The 16,021-nt window shown below is 53.4% G+C and carries 13 protein-coding genes; 5 read left to right on the plus strand and 8 right to left on the minus strand.

Annotated elements, in window-relative coordinates; genetic code table 11:
* Positions 1-70: 70 nt before the first annotated feature.
* The 3 genes from SH287x_RS04440 to SH287x_RS04450 form a co-directional block, all read right to left on the minus strand.
* Entirely contained in the window at positions 71-2,281 is a 2,211-nt protein-coding gene (locus SH287x_RS04440) for an alpha-amylase/4-alpha-glucanotransferase domain-containing protein (protein ID WP_479517227.1), read from the minus strand.
* A 165-nt stretch (positions 2,282-2,446) separates the two neighbouring features.
* Positions 2,447-3,124 (minus strand): molybdenum cofactor guanylyltransferase, encoded by a 678-nt coding sequence (gene mobA / locus SH287x_RS04445; RefSeq protein WP_479517228.1) that lies wholly within the window; start codon positions 3,122-3,124, stop codon positions 2,447-2,449.
* Positions 3,125-3,493: 369 nt separating this feature from the next.
* Complete coding sequence (locus SH287x_RS04450) at positions 3,494-5,695, minus strand: glutamine synthetase III family protein (protein ID WP_479517229.1); 2,202 nt, start codon at positions 5,693-5,695, stop codon at positions 3,494-3,496.
* Positions 5,696-6,421: 726 nt separating this feature from the next.
* Between SH287x_RS04450 and SH287x_RS04455 the strand changes: the two genes are divergently transcribed.
* The 3 genes from SH287x_RS04455 (at position 6,422) to SH287x_RS04465 (ending at position 9,358) form a co-directional block, all read left to right on the plus strand.
* Positions 6,422-7,468, plus strand: coding sequence for an alpha/beta hydrolase fold domain-containing protein (locus SH287x_RS04455; protein ID WP_479517230.1), 1,047 nt, complete (start codon positions 6,422-6,424; stop codon positions 7,466-7,468).
* 238 nt (positions 7,469-7,706) lie between these two features.
* Complete coding sequence (locus SH287x_RS04460; RefSeq protein ID WP_479517231.1) at positions 7,707-8,168, plus strand: DMT family transporter; 462 nt, start codon at positions 7,707-7,709, stop codon at positions 8,166-8,168.
* A 164-nt stretch (positions 8,169-8,332) separates the two neighbouring features.
* Positions 8,333-9,358, plus strand: a complete 1,026-nt coding sequence (locus tag SH287x_RS04465; protein WP_479517232.1) for an alpha/beta hydrolase — start codon at positions 8,333-8,335, stop codon at positions 9,356-9,358.
* 35 nt (positions 9,359-9,393) lie between these two features.
* Here SH287x_RS04465 and folP read toward each other — a convergent pair whose 3' ends face one another.
* Complete coding sequence (gene folP, locus SH287x_RS04470; protein ID WP_479517233.1) at positions 9,394-10,266, minus strand: dihydropteroate synthase; 873 nt, start codon at positions 10,264-10,266, stop codon at positions 9,394-9,396.
* Positions 10,267-11,115: 849 nt separating this feature from the next.
* Positions 11,116-11,433 carry a hypothetical protein gene (locus SH287x_RS04475; RefSeq protein ID WP_479517234.1) on the minus strand — a complete coding sequence of 106 codons (318 nt, stop codon included), beginning with the start codon at positions 11,431-11,433 and terminating at the stop codon, positions 11,116-11,118.
* A gap of 588 nt (positions 11,434-12,021) precedes the next feature.
* Here SH287x_RS04475 and SH287x_RS04480 point away from each other — a divergent pair.
* Positions 12,022-12,438: an ArsR/SmtB family transcription factor gene (locus SH287x_RS04480; protein WP_479517235.1), complete on the plus strand. Its 417-nt coding sequence runs from the start codon at positions 12,022-12,024 to the stop codon at positions 12,436-12,438.
* A complete protein-coding gene (locus SH287x_RS04485) occupies positions 12,425-12,880 on the plus strand; it encodes a DUF6428 family protein (RefSeq protein WP_479517236.1) in 456 nt (151 codons plus the stop codon). Before SH287x_RS04480 ends, SH287x_RS04485 begins: the two co-directional genes overlap by 14 nt.
* A 199-nt stretch (positions 12,881-13,079) precedes the next feature.
* On the opposite strand, the gene SH287x_RS04490 is transcribed toward SH287x_RS04485, so the two are convergent.
* From SH287x_RS04490 to SH287x_RS04500, 3 genes are all read right to left on the minus strand, one after another.
* Positions 13,080-13,331 carry a hypothetical protein gene (locus SH287x_RS04490; protein ID WP_479517237.1) on the minus strand — a complete coding sequence of 84 codons (252 nt, stop codon included), beginning with the start codon at positions 13,329-13,331 and terminating at the stop codon, positions 13,080-13,082.
* Complete coding sequence (bioB, locus tag SH287x_RS04495; RefSeq protein WP_479517238.1) at positions 13,324-14,469, minus strand: biotin synthase BioB; 1,146 nt, start codon at positions 14,467-14,469, stop codon at positions 13,324-13,326. The genes SH287x_RS04490 and bioB overlap by 8 nt, the downstream gene beginning before the upstream one ends.
* A 190-nt stretch (positions 14,470-14,659) precedes the next feature.
* Positions 14,660-16,006, minus strand: a complete 1,347-nt coding sequence (locus tag SH287x_RS04500; protein WP_479517239.1) for an outer membrane protein assembly factor BamB family protein — start codon at positions 16,004-16,006, stop codon at positions 14,660-14,662.
* Between the last annotated feature and the right edge of the window lie 15 nt (positions 16,007-16,021).

Below are 16,021 nucleotides of genomic sequence, written 5' to 3' on the forward strand. Positions count from 1 at the left end.
AGATCCTTACAATCCGTAGCATTCGTTCATTCTAAAACGCACCCCTCTTCAATGGTTTTGAGGCGATGTTTTATACTGGCATCGCCAATGAGGCAGGGCGGCGGGTCGGTTCTTCCTGGAGTTTCCTGGCCTGGGCGATCGACGTATCGATGGAGAGTCGGAGTTCAACTGTCCATGTGCCATTGGCCGGTGCAAAAAACTCCCAGTGAGGCATGATTGTCGTGCTCTGATGAACCAGCTCGAACCCACCTTCTGATTGACTGACTGTTTGCACGGGAGTCATCCAGAATTGTGCCGGTTGCGAACAATCCAGATTCACATCGATTCCCAGCCATTCGTCAACCAGTCCCATGGACTGACCAGCGGGAAGGCTGTGAGTGGAATCCAGCGTGCCAATGGAACGACCGTGCGCGTCGTAGAGATATCGATCGGGAGCAGAGCCTGCAAGCCCGGCAAAATTGAACTCGATACCAAAGTGAAGTGGCAACCCCTGAGGAAGTTGAGACAGTTCGTACTTGATAATGAGTTCGGCGGGCGACTGTTCATCGAGGATGATCGATTTGCGGACAGTGGCTTCATAGGGGCCAAAGTGCCCGTGCCGTGTCATCTGTGTTTCGACGCGGGAATCCGATCGGCGAATGATGGCTTTATAGGCCCCGTTAGCAAAGTCACCCACGGTTCCTTCGCCATTGTTAAAGGATTCCAATGACAAGCCGGGTTGCAGGAAGTGATCCACCAACGATTTTCTCGCCCACTGATCATATCGCAGTTTCTGATCAAGCCCGGCCTGCTTGAAGCTGATGCCGCCGTTGGGATCGACACCGCCACCATGTTCCGTAACATGGGCCGAACTTCCTGCCCGGCGAATCTTATCGTGATAAGGTTCAAACCGACGATTGAGTGTGGAAAGCAGGTTGTGACGAACGGCTGTCACATCCAGTTCGTATAAGTGCCCTCCTTCTGAAGGGCTGAAGAATGCCTTCAGTTTGTCGCTCGCCAGGCTGACCTCATACTTGGCGTCACAATTAAAATCATCAATCGTCACTTCGACCCAGGGGTTCATTTTGCCAGCCAGTTGATCGAGCTTCTGGTCGGCAGCGATCAGATGACTGTAAACAGCATTTCTCAGATGGGGCAGATAAAGCCCCCCAAAGGCACCATGCCAGTACGAACAATTGCACTGGGCGCGGTAGAGATCTGTGCGAGCCGAACGAAGTGCTGAAACATGCTCGGTTTCGGCATAGAGTTTTTCGTAAGACGCAAGCCGCTCGCTCACGCCCAGCATGCGGGTATACATTTCGTTGTTTTCAGGATACTTCACTAAAAAATTACGCCAGAATCCGGCTCGCACAAATGAACCCAGTTGAGGCCAATCATGGTGCTGGCGATAGCCTTGGACAGCATCCTGATACTGTAGCTGGCGATCAGCCGGCAGCGCCCATTCAGTCATCTCGCGATAGCTGCCATCGGGGAGGTAAGTTCTTCCCAACGGCGCGACATTCCGCACGGTCTCGGCCATGGTTGTCACTTTGAGCCAGTGTGATTGCTCACGCAGGGCGGTGAAGAACTGACGCAGCCAGCCATTGGTGTAAACATGAGTCTTGGAACCGGGCCAGACGCCAAATTTTTCGCCATCATCACCAAAAGTGAGCACCGCTCCGGGAGTGCGTTCTGCAATGTGCCGACAATGATCGATGATTTCCTGAGGGCTGGCATAGGGGATGAGATAACGAAGGCGTTCACTGCCAGGGAACAGGCAGAGTTTACGTCCGGCATCTTCGGTGATGTAGTAGCCATGCAATTCGTCATCACGCAGACCTGCACTGCGGAAATGTGAGTCGTCCAGCAGAACATACTCGACGCCCGCATCAATCAGATCTCCAGCAAATGATTGCTCCCAGACGCGTTCTGGAATCCAGGCACCGCGTACGGGGGTATCAAACCGGCGTTCAAGGAATGTCTTGTAACTGGCAGTCTGCCCCACGCGATCACGCCGGGGAATTGATGCGAGAATGGGTTCATAGAACGGCCCACCCAGCAGTTCAATTTGACCATTTTCCACGAAAGCCGCGAGGCGGTTTACATAGCCTGGCTGATGCTTCATCAGCCATTCAAGCAGACTCCCCGAGTTGTGCAGTACGATCGAGATTTCCGGGAACTCATCCAGCAGATCAAGCAACGGGAAGTAAGCATCCTGGCAGGCCTGCTCGATCACATGATCAAAATTGCCAACGGGCTGATGGTTATGAATGGTCAGAATCAGGCGGGCACCAGAAGTCATAGATAAGCTCCGCGAAACGCAGTGGGAGTCGACTGGATTAAGGAGCAGCGTTGATGCCAGTCTGGTCTCAGCCTGAGCCGATCAATCCGCCCCGTTCATTGAGGCGGACTTTCTTACCAATGCCTGCTTACCGTCAAGACCGTATCTCTTGCCTATGGTGGCCGCTTAAAACAGATTCTCTGTCAAGATGGCATGTTCTGCCGGAGTATTGACGTTAAACCAGGGAGGCAATTTGCCAGTGGCAGAATCCGCCAGAGTTTGCAGCAGTTCGTGCGAGGGCACGATGGTCGTCGGCACTGTTTTGAGTCCACGGAAAAGTGACATCTCACCCGCATTGACCCACTCAGGGAGCAGATTCAACAACCGCGAGGAATAAATCGCAGGGAAGGGGGCGAGTGAGCCATCACTCAGGGAAAATCCCATCGCCAGATGATCCGGACTCCAGGACTTTCGGGCACATGCGAGCAAGCCACTCACAAACGAGGCATTCACCAGTGGCGTGTCGCACCCGACGACAAAAGCCCAACGATCATGACTCAATGAATGACGTTGTGCGTGATGACTCAACGCGACCAGCGGGCCGCAAAAAGGGGCCGGGTCTTTTTCGAGAATGATGCGAGATAAGTCGATTCGGGCCAGCTGCAAGTCATCCGACTCGACCCCTCCCTGAAGATAGATGGGAACATCCAATTCGCTGAGAGATTGACAGATCTTTTCGAGGAATGTCTGGCTGCCAATGGCAAGATTCGCCTTCGATTGCCCCATTCTAGAAGACTGACCCCCAGCAAGAATGATCACTCGATCCAGGAGGGGTGTGTTGCCAGTATGAGAATTGAAACTCATGGGAGTAACGCCTGTGGCTCAGATCAGCATGTTGAGGCTGATCACTTTACGATCAGTGCCATGCCAGTTTTTTGAGAGCGGCGGGATGATAATGTGTCTTCAGTTGTCAGACTCAACAACCTGCTGCCGTGTCACGGCTTTGTCTTAGGGTTGATGTCGCCGCAACGTCCTCCGTTGTCGGACTTTACAACCTGTTCAATCCTGCTTTTCAACTTTGACAATGCACTACTCATTCCTCTCTTTTAAGTATGGCATTCCTCTCAGGACAGAGCACCAAAAGAAACAGGGGTCGCTGTGAGAGTTCACAGAGACCCCTGTTTTATCATGATTTCCGCGCCCCGAAGGACGCGAATCGATCCTTATCATCAATTACTTGATGAACAGCATTTCCTGATAAGTTGGCAGTGGCCAGTGGTCATCGGCGACAAGCGTTTCGAGTTCGTCGACAATGCCGCGGAGTTCGACCATCACAGGAATGACCGTGTTCTTGATGTAGAACGCGGTTTCCTTGGGGTTGGCCACGCCATGGCCGCCGCCACCGCCGTGTGATGCGGCTTCTTCCAGCTTCGCCGTCGTGACAAGAAGTGACTTGTTGAGCGCCACAATCTTGTTGAGGAGGGAGGCATCAAACTCGACACCCACCGCCTTGAGACTGGCTCCTGAGGAGGCCAGTTCGCCGACATAGCGGGTTGAGGCAGGGTAGATCACGGTCTTGGCGATCTCGGCCATAAGGTTGGCTTCGACGTTGATCGTGAGGCAGTACTGCTCGTAATAGATTTCCTGGCGGCTGACAACTTCATCCTTTGTCAGGACAGAGTACTTCTCGAACATGGCGATATTTTCTGGTGTCGCAATGTATTCGAGAGCGTCAACGGTCTGCTTGAGGTTAGGCAGGCCACGCTTTTCAGCTTCCTGATGCCAGGCTTCTGAATAGCCGTCGCCGTTGAAGATCACAGCCCCGTGCTTTTCGACGATGCCCTTGAGGATTGCCTGAGCGGCCGGAGCGAGCTTGGCAGGATCGCCGCCGGTGGCATTTTCCAGTTCTGTGGCGATGTAGTCGATTGACTCAGCCACGATCGTGTTGAGTGCCACCAATGGCCCGGAAAGGGACTGGTTGGAACCGACAGCACGGAACTCGAACTTATTACCAGTGAAGGCAAACGGGCTGGTTCGGTTACGATCGCCAGCATCCTTGGGCAATTGCGGCAGGGTATCAACACCAACGGCGAGTGTGCCCTTACCCTTGGATGAAGTGGGAGCTCCGCTCTTCTTGATCTGCTCGAACACGTCAGAAAGCATGTCGCCGAGGAAGATCGAGATGATGGCGGGAGGAGCTTCGTTAGCACCAAGGCGATGATCGTTGCCGGCATGGGCAATGACCGCGCGGAGCAGGGTCGAGTGCATATGAACAGCACGAATCACCGCACCGCAGAACAACAGGAACTGCATGTTCTGGTGTGGAGTTTCACCAGGATCGAGCAGGTTGCCCTGAGCGCCGTTCCCCAGCGACCAGTTGAGGTGCTTGCCTGAGCCGTTGACCCCGGCAAATGGCTTTTCATGCAGCAGGCAGGACATGCCATACTTGGACGCCACGTTCTTGAGGATCATCATCAACAGCTGCTGATGGTCAGCGGCGACGTTGGCGTTTTCATAAATGGGGGCCACTTCATACTGGCTGGGAGCCACTTCGTTGTGACGAGTCTTGACGGGAATGCCGAGCTTGTAGAACTCTCGCTCGCACTCCAGCATGTAGGCCAGCACGCGTTCAGGAATCGCACCAAAGTACTGATCTGCAAATTCCTGGCCCTTGGGCGGCTTGGCACCGAAGAGGGTACGTCCCGCATTGACAAGGTCAGGACGTGCAAAGAAGAAGTTCCGGTCGATCAGGAAGTATTCCTGCTCTGGGCCGCAGGTTGCGGTGACCATGGGAATTTCTTTATGGCCCAACAGTTTCAGAAGACGCTGAGCCTGAGTGTTCAGGGCCTTCATTGAGCGAAGAACCGGTGTCTTCTTATCGAGAGCGGGGCCAGTCCACGAAACGAACGCTGTGGGAATGCAAAGCGTTGTGCCGTTGGGGTTTTCGAGAATATAAGCTGGGCTGGTGACATCCCAGGCGGTGTAACCACGGGCCTCAAATGTCGAACGGAGACCACCCGAAGGGAAGCTGGAGGCATCAGGCTCACCCTGGATGAGCTGTGCTCCAGTGAATTCGGCGATGGCTCCCCCCTTACCATCCGGGGCAAGGAAGCTATCGTGCTTTTCGGCTGTGATGCCGGTCAGTGGATAGAAGACGTGGGCGTAGTGGGTTGCTCCCTTGGTGATCGCCCAGTCCATCATCGCGGCGGCAACAACGTCGGCGATCGTGTTATCGAGAGGCTCACCCCGCTCGATCGTTCGCTTGAGTGACTTGAGCACCTGCTTTGGCAGACGCTTTTCCATTTCGGAGACACTGAAGACGTTGCAGCCGTAGAGTTCGGCTGATGGTGTCTCGTTGAAATTCAGTGGTGGAGAAATGGGCTTGTAATTCAGAACGGCGGAAATGGCCTGCTGACGAGCCTGGCTGCCACTCATAAGTCTCGATTCCTCATCTATTCAAACGGTTTTGGAGCGACTGGGAAAATCCCAAGTGTCTGGTTAGCAATCGGTGTACCAAAGTGGCAAGTCTGCCATCAAGTGTTGCAAATCATTCTCTTGATATTGACGTGCTTAAAACTGATGCACTAACGCGAGAAAATGAGGCACATGCTGGCGGCTGAACTTTTGAAGACCACGCCTGCAATCGACTTCTCAAGCAAGCATGGCATCTAAAGGGAGAGAGAGGGTCATCGCGATTTGGTTTCGATTATCGATTCCGCCAGATGAGTCAAATCCCGGACATTTTTGAGAGAACATTCCTGACCTCCGGGGTTCATCCCTGTGAGTTGAAGTTCTCTTCACTGAATCACCAGTCTTTATTGAATCCAGCAGGCCACTCGCTGAACCCGCGTTGTTCGCTTTATTAATGCGGTATTTCCCAGTTTGAAACGGTGTTTCTGAGGGATTGTGGCAATAGGAACGCCCCCTGTTCATGAAGGGTTCAAAACGAAATTCTCAAATCTTTGATAAAACCTGCGAGTATTTATTTGTTTAGTGCGGTGTTTATTGTCAGAATCACGCCTCGGCGTTCGCCGGTTGATTCCAAGCGGCCCATTTGATTTCAGGCCTTGGATGGATTGCCTCGCATTTGGCAGTTCCCCCAAAGCAAATTGATGCTGAGAACCTACCCACAGGCACCCACGGACATCAGAGGGCAAAGGAATGACGTTGGTTGCCAGGATTGCGATCTGGTTAGTTCTGTTTGGCGCCATTTGCGTGACAGCAGGGACATCAGCATCGTGGTGGGAAACAAATTTTCGCCATGCGAATCGTGATGAAATGGAGCCGCGATCTTATTTTACGTTTGGGCCTGGCGCGCGTAGCCTGCCCGTGGTGCCCACACGGTTATGTCGAACGGCCACCTTCAAAGCAGCTCCCTCCGGGCCGCTGGAAGTGGATATTCACACTCCTGCAAATGTGGATGAACCGGCCGATGGTTGGCCTGTGATTGTCTCGTTTCACAGCGGTCACTGGAGAGCTGGTCATCGGGGGCAGGTTCCTATTGTCGAGCTTGTCGATCAAGGGTTCGCTGTTGTCTCTCCCGACTTTCGGAGTTCTGATCAGGCAAGATTTCCGGCACAACTTGATGACTGCCAGGATCTTGTCAAATGGCTGGTCGAAAATGGTACTCATTACGGCTTAAATACCGACTCCATTGGGCTGTTCGGGATGTCATCGGGTGGTCATCTGGCTTTGTTGACCAACTTCTCCCAATCACGCCATCCAAATATCAAGGCGGTATGCACGCTCTATGCACCAACCGATTTATTGACGCTGGAAGAGGGGAAGGGTGCCCATGATGAGATGAATCATTTTGCTCCCTGGTCTCCGGCCTCACTGCTCTTAGGTGGGCCGGTTCCTGATCGTCTGGAAGTGGCACGAAAGGCCAGCCCCTATTGGCAGGCCCAGCAAGTGAGTCATGCTCCCCCCACGCTGCTGATGCATGGCGCTGATGACAGACTCGTCCCATTTGAGCAGGCGCTTCGCCTGTCGCGTTTATTACGCGAACGGGGGCAGCCGGTCACTTTGTGGAAAGTTCGTGACCTCTCTCATGGAAACTGGCCAACCACGCGGATTGCCACGGGCGTTGCAGGCTTCTTCCGTCGCTACCTGGATAGCAACTCACTGCGCAATCAAGCCTCACCGGACTCCAAGCTTCCGTCAATGAGTTCGGGTGAGAGGCAGGCTTTACTGCAAGGCTTCCGATGAATCTGACTCTCACTGGCCTTGCACTGGTCTGAAATGATGGCGCTGGTTTGAAATGGTTGCGCCGGTTTGAAATGATTGGACAAGTCCGTGAGGCTCGATCACCACGACGTGTGATTAATGCTGTCAAATGCTGATAAATGAGCTTGTGTTTCAATTTTCATTGCCACGCACAAAATGATGGATGGCATTGAAAATTGAAGCCTGTTTGTAATGATCTGGCAGGGTCTGCTCTTCCTCCATGGGACGCCTCACCATGCCCGGTCTGCTCTATTTTCTGGCCATTGTGGCCGGCGCAGCAACTGCAATTCAAGCGGCAGTGAATTCACAGTTGAAGCTGTATGTTGCGCATCCCATGCAGGCGACGCTGATTTCTTTTTCGACGGGCGCTCTCGTTTCCCTGGTCTATTGCGTTCTCAATCGAACGGCTGTGATTCCCTGGTCAAAGCTGGCGGATGCTCCCTGGTGGGCATGGACGGGCGGAACATTAGGCACTCTTTTTGTCTGGTCAAGCTTGACCGTCGCTCCCAAGCTGGGAATCGCCCAGATGGTGACAATTGTGCTCGTCGGGCAGATGCTCGCTGCACTTCTGATTGACCACTACGGATTGCTGGGCATGCCCAGTATGCGACTCACGCCTGTCCGACTGATCGGTGCCATCATGGTTGTCGGTGGCATGGTGATGTTCGTCCTTAAAAAATAGCAGAAACTCCACAAATGGCCGGCCATGAAAGCTGGCTATCGCAAAATCATCAAGACTGGCTGGAAAGCTCTTGATTGATGGCTCCCAGTTTAAGAGCCTGCACACGGGAGCGTTTTGCTCCATGACTTAATGGAACTGAATCAGACTTCATACGAGATGACACCATGAGTTTCCGAGTTCGTTCGCAGTTCGATAAGAGGATCGCTGCTGTTTTGTTGTCCTTCCCCACAACTGCTCCTGACCATGAGGGGACATCAAGGCGTCTTCTGTTAAGAGCTGACTTGGGTCTTCTGTGTTCATTGGCACTTGTTTTGATGCTGCTTTCGGGAGGGGCAGGGAGCCTGTGTCAGGCCGATGAGCTTCCCATTGAAAAGCAGCCCCGGATTGTGCTCTGGCCTGATGGGGCACCTGAGGCTAAAGGGACATCGCCGAAAGATGTCCCTTATCTTTCGGTCTACAAAGCTGATCCCGCGAAAGCGACGGGATGTGCGATTGTCGTTTGCCCAGGGGGTGGCTATGGCGGTCTGGCAAAGTCGCACGAAGGGCATGATATCGGTCAATGGTTAAACAGCCTGGGAATCTCGGCCTATGTTTTAACCTATCGTCATGCTCCCCTTTACAAGAACCCGGTGCCACGGCTGGATGTACAGCGAGCCATCCGCACTGTTCGCTCACGGGCCAAGGATGACCATCTGGATCCTGCCAGGATTGGTGTGCTCGGATTCTCTGCGGGAGGTCATCTGGCATCGACGGCGGTGACACAATTCGACAACGGAAATAGTGAGGCGTCTGATCCGATTGACCGGGTCAGTTGCCGGCCCGACTTCGGCATTCTCTGTTATCCAGTGATCACGATGGCAGAGGGAGTGACTCATAGTGGCTCACGCCGGAATCTTCTGGGAGAGAACCCCACTCATGAAGACATCAAGAAAATGTCCAGTGAGCTGAATGTTTCTCCGAAAACGCCGCCCACATTCCTATGGCATACGCAAGAAGACAAAGCCGTTCTTCCCGAGAACAGTCAGAGATTTTTTGCCGCGATGACGGCTCAGGGTGTTCCCGGAGAACTCCATATTTTCCAACGGGGGAAGCATGGAATTGGTCTGGGGAAGGGGAGTGGAACCGCGTCTGCTTGGCCTGTGCTCTGTGCGGAATGGCTGAAAACTCAGGGATTTGTTGAGGCTAAGTAACTGGACAAAAGCGACAAAGGCCAGGGAAATCCAAGTCACCAGGAGACCGGATCGACCCCGAGACTCACTGCAGAATACGCCAGCAGCGAGTCTCGGTGGGCCTGAACATCGTGAACGCGAATGAGATCGACTCCTAACGAAGCCAGTGCCAGACTGACTCCGAGAGTGCCGTAATCGCGTTCATTCACTTCGCGCCCGGTCAGTTGCTTGAGAAATCGTTTTCGCGAATGCCCGACCAGGACGGGATGTCCTAATTCGCGAAACCTGGGAACTGCTCGTAAAAGCGCCAGGTTGTGAATGGCTGTTTTCCCGAACCCGATTCCGGGGTCGAGACAAATGGTTTCAGGGGCCAAGCCAAAAGAGATCAAGGTGTCTAATCGCTCGCGAAAAAATGCGAGCACTTCGTTGACGACATCTTCGTAGGACGGTCGCAACTGCATTGTCAGCGGCGTTCCCTGAATGTGGTTAATCACCACGCCCGCCTGATAATCTCGAGCCACAGAGGCCATTTGCGGGTCAAACGTCAGCCCAGAAATATCGTTGATAATCCGGGCACCCGCTTTGAGTGATGCTTCCGCCACGCTGGCTTTGGTGGTATCGACCGAAACGATGGTGCGCGGGTCTTGGCTGATCTCGCGAATTACGGGTTCCACACGCTGCAACTCTTCGTTGGCTTCAACTTGAGCTGCCCCCGGTCGCGTGGACTCTCCGCCAATGTCAATGATGGCCGCCCCATGCTCTAACAATTTGAGAGCGTGCTGAACGGCATTGGCGGATTGAAGAAATTCCCCGCCATCAGAAAAACTGTCCGGGGTGGCATTCACGATCCCCATGAGCAGTGGGACGTGCTCACGAATTAACGTCAGATCCCGGCATTTCCAGCTGATTTTCGAGGGGGCAGAGAGCATATGACACCACATTTCCCGGAAAAGCCATGAGTACGAAGAACCAATCTTTGAAGAAATTCTATCCCGTGAAGCAGGTGGCCGGCCTGGTTGATCCTGTTGTGCAATGCGTGTTTGGAAAAGTCTCTGGGGTGAAGTTAATCCAACAGCCTGTCAGCCACATTTTCTCGGGAGATTATGCCAGCAGATTATGCCAGGTTGCTATTTCTCTATGAAATTCCACGTGAATGCGAAGGCCGGTCATCATTGATTTGGTTGATATCCAGAGAAAGTTCTCTTGGGAAAATCATTTTTCTGAAATCATACCAGAACGCATAATCCGATCATTCCCAATGAATCGACCCAGACAATGCGAACGACCCACACGCCCCAGTCACGTTTTTCGATTCATTTCGTTTGACATCCGTATCCTTCCCGCTATTCTGCATTGGCGTAACCCGGAAAATCTTCTGAAGTTACTCAAAGTGTCTACGTCACGCTCGAAACGTATCGATTCGGCGAAAACCGCCGGTCATCGGGCGAGTCACCAGGGGGGTCGGGGCTGTCTGCACCGACGAAATCTCGTTCAACGTCTGAGGAGGTCTGTGAAGATGGCTGGAATGTTCAAGTCCATGGCGGCTGCTGCCGTCGCTGTTGTCCTGTGTTGTGCTAGCGCTGCCGATGCAGGTCTGTTTCATCGCTCAAGCGATTGTGCTCCTAGCTGCGCTGCTCCTGTTGCTTACGCACCAAGCTGCGCCGCTCCAGTGGCTTGCGAGCCAGCTCCTTGCTGCGTCAAGGTGAAGAAGGTTCGTTGCTGCAAGAAGCGTCGTAAGAGCTGCTGCGAGTCAGCATGCGCTCCAAGCTGTGCAGTTCCTAGCTGTGCAGCCCCAGACGCCTGTGCTCCAGCCGTTTGTGCACCAACCTGTGCTGCTCCAGCTGTTGCCTGTGCACCAGCCGCTCCAGTTTGTGCACCAGCTGCTCCAACCTGTGCTGCTCCAGCTGTGGCTTGTGCTCCAGCTGCCTGTGCACCAACTTGTGCTGCTCCAGCTGTTGCCTGTGCACCAGCCGCAGCTCCATGTGCTCCAGTGGCCCCATGTGCTCCAGTTGCTGCTTGTGCTCCAACTTGTGCCGCTCCAGCTGAAGTGGCTCCTGTCGCTCCAGTCGAAGCTGCTCCAGTCGCTCCAGCTCCACCAGCTGAAGCTCCAGCTGCTCCAGTGGCTCCAGCTCCAGCCGCCAACTAATGATGGCGGATTCTTTCGAGCTGAGTTCGCTTAGGTTGAAAGAGTCTCCGTTCTGAATTACGAAGAGGGAAGTTCTGGTTACAGAGCTTCCCTCTTTTCGTTATTCAATCACAGGATTGGATTACAGGGCGAGAAGTTGAACACTCCGTGTCATTGCCAGCCCTCAGTGATCCCTTCGATCTCACTCATACGCTTTTCAGCAAACAACTGCACGTTAAGGGATGCGTCATGCATGCTTGCCCAAAGCTGCTGTCTTTTATCCATAACTTTTCTTGAGCCGCACGACTTGGCTCAATGAGTCAAAACCTCTCAAATCGTGCCTTCGTGCCATGTGCTTGCGGCTTTGAGCAAGCATGCTCTGTGAATTGAGGGAGGAGCGGCGTCAAACGCACATTCGGCATGCTCACTCAAAGCCGCAAGCAGGGCACACGGAGCGCTATTTCAAATTGGAATGCGTAGCAATCCTGTCGCAAAATAGCTCTTGATTGAAGTCTTGACGGCACCACAACAACACGACACCATGTAGTAGAGGTGTGTCATGTCGGATTTCAATCCCAATCTTCCTTATGCGTCTTCCTTGAAAAATAGAACGCTCATCAGCCCCATTCAGTCAGGCGGGCTTGCGGCTGTTTTCAAGGTTTTGGCTAACGACACCCGATTGCGACTTTTACACGCGCTGATTCGTGCAGACGAAATGTGTGTTTCTGATCTGGCCGCCACGCTGGGGATGAAGCAGCAAGCTGTGTCAAATCAGCTTCAGCGGCTGACTGATCTGGGGATTTTGTCTTCCCGCCGGGATGGCAATAACATCCGGTATCGTGTTGTGGATATTTGCGTCTCAGGGATCATTGAACAGGGGTGGTGTTTGGCTGAGGCAGCCAGCAGCCAATCACGATTGACGACCTGGGTCGCCCTTAATTGTGACAAAGGAAATCATTGCAATGAAACTCCATGAATTTTGCGCACTTCTCAATGACCATCCGTCATTAAATATCAGCGTGAAATTACCCGATGGCACGTCTGTTCCTGCTCATTTCCATGTCACTGAAGTCGGCAAGGTCAGCAAGGAATTCATCGACTGTGGCGGGACGACACGATCGACGATCTCCTGCGTGCTGCAACTCTGGGTGGCCAATGACATGGATCATCGGCTTAATGCTTCAAAGCTTTCATCGATCATGCGGCTGGCAGCACCTCTCCTCGGGTCTGAAGACCTGCCAGTAGAGATTGAGTATGAGGCAACTGTCATTTCGCAATTTTCACTGATCGCGGGTGAGGTCACACCCTCTGGCCTGGTTTTCAGCCTTGGCAACAAGCACACAGCCTGCCTGGCTCCTGACCGTTGCGGGCTTACAATTATCGATGCCAATGGCTGTGAAACTCCGGGCTGCTGCTGAACGTCCACGACCAAGCCGGTTGTGCTCAGTCAGAGTTCCCATTGACCCGCGTTGCCACACCACAAAAGAGTTCATTGCAAGGCGATGCTCTTGATTCGTCCTCGCAGGAATGACAAACAACAGAGATGGCTCAGATTGAAATCTTTATTTGAGTCATCAATGGTTGATGGCGAGGACATGGCGAGAAAAGTGCTGCTGCCTAACCGGTCGGGGAGCCTGACCGGTTTAAGAACTTTTCGATGTCCGTGGCGTGAATTGTCATTGCCCGGCAGAAACCTGTCGGTGTGCGGTCATATCGCACTGACGACGCTTCCAACGGATGGCTATGAATCCAGCTTGTCAGTTGCGTCGTCTGCACGGGCGTTAATGTTCCTCGATCGCACGCAAACTGAGTGCGGATTTCTGTCACCAGAGAATCCAGGCGTGCATCAAAGCCATTCGGATCAGCCATGGCAGGTCACCATGGTCGACTTCGAGTCGCAACCGCCTGATCCTCCGCAGCCCTCGGCGGATGGTGCCTGGCTCTGAGCAGCCTTCCAGGCCACATAGGCTTCGTGATCACCGATCACAACTTCCATCCCCAGATCCTGCACCATTTTGAAATCATCTTCCGCCGGCTGGCCTTTGGTTGTCAGGTAATCACTGACAAACATGCTGTTGGCGGCATAGAGGCTCATGGCCTGCATTGAGCGCAAATTCACTTCTCTCCCACCAGAAACCCGGATTTCCACCGTGGGATTCGCCAAGCGGAAGAGGCAGAGTGCCCGCAAGCACTGACGCGGATCCAGTTCTTGCCGTGACTCCAGAGGTGTGCCATCAATGGCATGCAGGAAGTTGACGGGAATCGACTCGACCCCCAGATCCCGCAGTTCAAACGCGACATCGACGAGATCGTTCTGCGTTTCGCCCATGCCGACAATTAAGCCGCTGCACAGTTCCATGCCTGCATCACGAACGACACGAAGAGTTTCCAGGCGATCGTCATAGGTGTGAGTGGTACAGATTTTGTCGTAAAAATTTCGACCGGTGTTCAGGTTATGGTTGATGCGATCAACCCCTGCTTCAGCCAGCGTTTTGGCCTGATCGGGAGACAGCAAGCCGAGGCAGCAGCAGATGTGCAGGCCATATGTCTCTTTGATTTTTTTTGCCACGTTGGCCACATGGTTCACTTCCCGATTTGAAGGGCCACGTCCTGACGCAACAATGCAATAGGTGCGGGCGTTGGCCTCGACTGCCCGAGCCGCTCCTTCCATGAGCTTGGTTTCATTGAGCATGGCATACTTGGGGATCTCGGCTTCGGCAATTTTTGACTGCGAGCAATAGCCGCAATCTTCCGGGCAGAGGCCACTTTTGGCGTTCTTCAGGAAATAGAGATGAACTTTGTTACCAAAGTACTTTTGTCGCACTTTGTAGACGGCCGCCAGAAGCTCTAAAATTTCTCCGTCTGAGGAGGAGAGAATCGCAAGTCCCTCAGAGCGGGTTAAGCGGTGACCGGCAATCACTTGATCGGCCAGTTCGCTCCATGAGGAGTGTCCACAGGGGGTATCAAGCTCCTGAGAGACGGCAGCGTTACTCACACCAACAGACATGCTGGGCTCACTTCTGACAATACGGAGAGGGCATCATTTCAATCTTTGTCGCGATCACTTGATCGCTCCACCATCACACTGTGACAAAGCACAGGCTCGGCTGTTGGTGCAGTGTAGCCAGCCGAGCCTTCCCAGTGAATCGAAACAATGAAACGATGCTTTCCCTGGCGATGTGCCTGAGTGGCTTCGGTTACTTTGAAGTAGGATTTCGGATGGCGTAGAGGTGTTCAAACGTCCTGAGGTAGAGGGTGCCATTGGAAATGACGGGAGAAGAGGAAATGGACTCAGGAATCTCGTTTTCAGCCACAATTTCAAACTTTCGTCCCGCCTTGACGACGGTCACTTTGCCATCACGAGCCGTCAGATATAGATGGCCATCCGCATAAACAGGGGAGGCGCGATGCCGCTGGCGGTGAGTCCTTTCAAAATAGACTTCTTTTCCTGTGTCAGCTTCCAGCACATTCAGATTGCCGTCGTGCATGCAGAGGTAAACCAGGTCGTCCAGAATTAATGGAGAGGGAACATCGGGTGTCCGTTCCCATTTCCACAAATGAGCTGGTGTTTCAAAGAGGTCTTTGTTCGTTGGTTGGGGTTTGATCCCCATGACCGGGCCTTTTTTTGCAGTGGGGATCACCAGCAGGTCACCATGAGCGGCTGGCGAGGCGACAAAACGGAGCGTGCGATCATATTTTGCGGTGGGGTTCAGCCCACTCATCCGCCAGACTTCCTGCCCATCGGACAGGCGGTGGCCTATGGTATAGTCAGCCCCGTGAGTCACCAGCACCATTTGGTCACCCTCGCCAAAGAAGATTGGTGAGGCATAGGAATGCTCGTTTTCGTCGCTGCCATCGCTGGGGCGGTCGACGGCCCAGATTTCTTTGCCGGTCAGTGCATCCAGTGCCACGATGCGGGCTTCACGTGTTTTGGGATTCCCATCGCCGTGCAGCAATTGAAGATAGATGACCCCGTCGTGATAGAGGGGGGTGGAACTCATGCCGAACTGGATTTTGAATTGTCCATAGCGATCCTGGACGTTGAATTTCCAGACTTCTTTGCCTTCCACTGTCATGCAGATCAGCGAGCCGTCACCGAAGAACGCCCAGACATGAGACCCATTGGTCACCGGGGAAGGGGAGGCCGCATTTCCCTCATCGCCTCGGGCGGTGATCGTGCTATTAGAAACCGTTTTTGACCATTGCAAAGTGCCATCCGTCTTATAAGCCAGCAGTAGGAGGTCACCCGTGGAGGTGACAGTCGTCAGGAAGATCTGATTTCCCCAGACGACGGGGGTTGATCCCGCAGGGCCAGGAAGAGGAACCTTCCAGGCCACGTTTTTTGTCGTTGACCACTCCTTGGGAATGTTCTTTTCTGTCGAGAGTCCGTTATTGGTGGGGCCGCGCCAATTGGGCCAGTCTTCGGCTTGAAGAGTTTCGATCAAGGCCAATTGAAAGAATCCTGCCGCCATGACGACCGCCATCGCGTTTCTCCATCTCAGGAACTGACGAGATGGCCATTCAGCCCGATCAAACAACTTCATGACTGAACCTTATTG

It is taken from the genome of Planctopirus sp. SH287 (assembly GCF_056500625.1).

Bases quoted from the DNA above. Each gene is read 5' to 3' on its own strand.
- SH287x_RS04440 (WP_479517227.1), bottom strand. From the start codon at position 2,281: ATGACTTCTGGTGCCCGCCTGATTCTGACCATTCATAACCATCAGCCC.
- mobA (WP_479517228.1), bottom strand. From the start codon at position 3,124: ATGAGTTTCAATTCTCATACTGGCAACACACCCCTCCTGGATCGAGTG.
- SH287x_RS04450 (WP_479517229.1), bottom strand. From the start codon at position 5,695: ATGAGTGGCAGCCAGGCTCGTCAGCAGGCCATTTCCGCCGTTCTGAAT.
- SH287x_RS04455 (WP_479517230.1), top strand. From the start codon at position 6,422: ATGACGTTGGTTGCCAGGATTGCGATCTGGTTAGTTCTGTTTGGCGCC.
- SH287x_RS04460 (WP_479517231.1), top strand. From the start codon at position 7,707: ATGGGACGCCTCACCATGCCCGGTCTGCTCTATTTTCTGGCCATTGTG.
- SH287x_RS04465 (WP_479517232.1), top strand. From the start codon at position 8,333: ATGAGTTTCCGAGTTCGTTCGCAGTTCGATAAGAGGATCGCTGCTGTT.
- folP (WP_479517233.1), bottom strand. From the start codon at position 10,266: ATGCTCTCTGCCCCCTCGAAAATCAGCTGGAAATGCCGGGATCTGACG.
- SH287x_RS04480 (WP_479517235.1), top strand. From the start codon at position 12,022: ATGTCGGATTTCAATCCCAATCTTCCTTATGCGTCTTCCTTGAAAAAT.
- SH287x_RS04485 (WP_479517236.1), top strand. From the start codon at position 12,425: ATGAAACTCCATGAATTTTGCGCACTTCTCAATGACCATCCGTCATTA.
- SH287x_RS04490 (WP_479517237.1), bottom strand. From the start codon at position 13,331: ATGGCTGATCCGAATGGCTTTGATGCACGCCTGGATTCTCTGGTGACA.
- bioB (WP_479517238.1), bottom strand. From the start codon at position 14,469: ATGTCTGTTGGTGTGAGTAACGCTGCCGTCTCTCAGGAGCTTGATACC.
- SH287x_RS04500 (WP_479517239.1), bottom strand. From the start codon at position 16,006: ATGAAGTTGTTTGATCGGGCTGAATGGCCATCTCGTCAGTTCCTGAGA.